Origin of the sequence: Streptococcus danieliae (genome assembly GCF_025447695.1) — a bacterium.
GTDB lineage: Bacteria > Bacillota > Bacilli > Lactobacillales > Streptococcaceae > Streptococcus > Streptococcus danieliae.
In genome coordinates this window covers 1-2441 of sequence record NZ_JAOBSU010000157.1, presented here as the reverse complement: position 1 = coordinate 2441, position 2441 = coordinate 1, and the positions used below count along the sequence as shown (strand labels likewise).

The 2441-nt window shown below is 40.4% G+C and carries 1 protein-coding gene and 1 pseudogene; both read right to left on the bottom strand.

Going from position 1 to position 2441, the window contains the following annotated elements; translation table 11 throughout:
* Positions 1-770: 770 nt before the first annotated feature.
* Positions 771-908 (bottom strand): annotated as a pseudogene (locus N4310_RS08620) (DUF3644 domain-containing protein); the annotation flags it as partial.
* A gap of 102 nt (positions 909-1010) precedes the next feature.
* Positions 1011-1436, bottom strand: a complete 426-nt coding sequence (locus tag N4310_RS08180) for a DUF6556 family protein (protein WP_262092784.1) — start codon at positions 1434-1436, stop codon at positions 1011-1013.
* Positions 1437-2441 lie beyond the last annotated feature (1005 nt).

Sequence of the window (2441 nt, the reverse complement as noted above, 5' to 3'; positions counted from 1 at the left end):
AGTCCTACCTCAGTTCCCGTTCCAGCGCTCGGAGTTTCATCCGGAATAAGGCCACCCTCGAAGACCTGGATGAACTAACCCAGCTTATCCAGGAGCGCCGAGATATGTTAGAGAACTGATTTTCTAACACTAACCGCCTCGAATTCGAGGCGGTTTTTCTGCCCCAAATTTTGCCCCAAAAGTTTCGGAAATTATAGGAGTGTATATTAAAAATCTAAATCAAAAAGCCTATTCTACTGCATTTTTCTACTCTATATTTTAATTCTTTTTCCTCGGAATAGTTCTTTAGTAATCATAGTATCTTTCTAAAATCTTTTATGGAATAGTGTGTTGAAGTCTCTAGCTTTAAATTTAAAAAATCTTGGTGGAAGTTTCGAATAAAAAAGATGTTTTTTGTCCCTTTGGAAAATAGGTCATGTAATATTAGATTTCCTTGAAATTGTAGTCTATGCTAAAACGGAGCTGACTTTAGTCTTCGACGCAGTAGTTGATTTGGTCTAACAGCATTGTATATCGTTAGACTAAATATTGTGTGCTATACGAAGAATATTCCAGGTTCTTCCATTTAGGAGTTCATCGAGTCAATTCTTGTGATAGCGAACATGGCCTAATCAACCTTGCAGGAGTGGGATGTTTTGCTAAATAAATTACAACACATTTTTGATGTGTCATAATTTATTTAACAATGGTAACTCGTGAAGGATAAACGCTGGGTCCCAGAGAGGGGGAGGCCATTGGCTAAGGATTCCTATGTGCCTGGAGTTATCTTTTTATTTAGATTTCCTAAGACTCTCAACAAAGTTTTGAGGGTCTTTTTCTATCTCTGTAATCATAAAGTCGATAAACTGCTGCGAATAGGTATCGTGTTCAGAATTTCCGATTTTATGGCGATAAGAGTCTTTTTCATCTTAGAGTTTCTATTCTTATATTACCATTTTTCTGAATGAGGAGGAGATTTAGGCATTTTGCTTTTAGAAAAGACTGGAAATGCGCTTTCCAATCTTCTATTCCTATTCAGTTGTAGCAGGTTGTTCGCTTGGGATGGTTGGGGTCTCAAGGGATGTACTAGGTGTTGTCGTTTCTGGTTCTAGGATTTGGCTGGAACTTTCACTGGTAGTGGGAATTTCACTTGAAGGGGTAGAGGATTCCGGGGTTTCTGTTTTTTCCTGGCTGCTAGAGCTCGGGGTTTCGGGGTTACCTTGGAATTGCCGGATAATAGTTTGAACAGGGTTAGAGTTGCCTTCATTGGCGGGATTGTTTCGGTTCATAAAGGTATAGATCGTGATGGAGGCTGTAATGAGACCGAGAATTCCTCCGAGAATCGCTAGTGTGCGCTGGAAGGCGTTGAGGCCGCTGTTGAGTTTTTGTTTGGTTTTTTCCTTGTCAATTACGGGTTTCTTGGGTTTTTGTTTGTTGCGTCTTGATAATTCTGTCATACGTTTACATGTCTCCTTTCTCTTCCTATTATAGCTAGGGGGAGGAGAAAATTCAAGGTTGAACTGGACTTGCGTTTTCCTTCCGTTTGAGAACTATAGAGATCGAACAGCTTGTACCGGTGTACAGTTTTTATTTGAGGGCACCTCTAAAAACCCCAGTTTTTCTTCAAATTGAATCACTCAAACCTTGATAAATCAACATTTAGATTTTCAGAAATTTAGTTTTTAGAGGTGCCCTTGACTTTGATTTCTAGAGTGGTAGAATAATGTTACGTGGATTTCAATCAATTTTTCAAGTAACTTGGTGAAGATTGGTTGACACCTTGCCAAGGTTGTATGCGTAAATCTCGTTTCGCTGGATGTGGGATACTGCGTCAGGATAAGAAATTATCTGATTGGTGACAATTGGATGTTGCGATGTGAGAGAGTAGCAAGAGTGCGTACAGCGTGGAGTCCATGCGTAACTAGATCAACAACAGACGGCGGTAGTGATAATAGACGCCCCAGTGGGGAATAACCCGTGAATCCCTTGCTTTGCAACAAGCGGTGAAACGGGAATGCAAAACCAAGCTATGATGCACTTTGACGAGTGAAAAGCTCGTTGCTTACGCTAAAGTTGTGTACAAGTAGCCTAAATGTGCAGAAAGAAAGGAACACATCTCTTTGAAATTCTGAATGTCAGGTGAAAGTTGGAGGTAACCAGTCCTACCTAGTCCTTGTAATGCTAAAGAAGTCTTGAGGTCGCTCCTCTTGGCTCAGACTTTAGTTGACTATCGATTAATGAGTTGCGTACGGGTGAAGCAGAGTGAAGGCTCACTTGAAAAATTGATTGAAGTTCATGAATCAAAAATCGCCCTGAAGTTGGGCGGTTTTTGATTTTCCCAGGGCAAAAAGGGATAAGGCCGAAATTGTTAGCGCTTTTTGGAGAGAATAGGAAGCCTTGTTGTCTGGGATTTGTGGCTTATCTGTTCTTATTTTTAATGGTTCATGATAAAATCCCGAGTT

Coding starts and splice junctions, on each gene's coding strand:
- N4310_RS08180 (WP_262092784.1), bottom strand. CDS start 1,436: ATGACAGAATTATCAAGACGCAACAAACAAAAACCCAAGAAACCCGTA.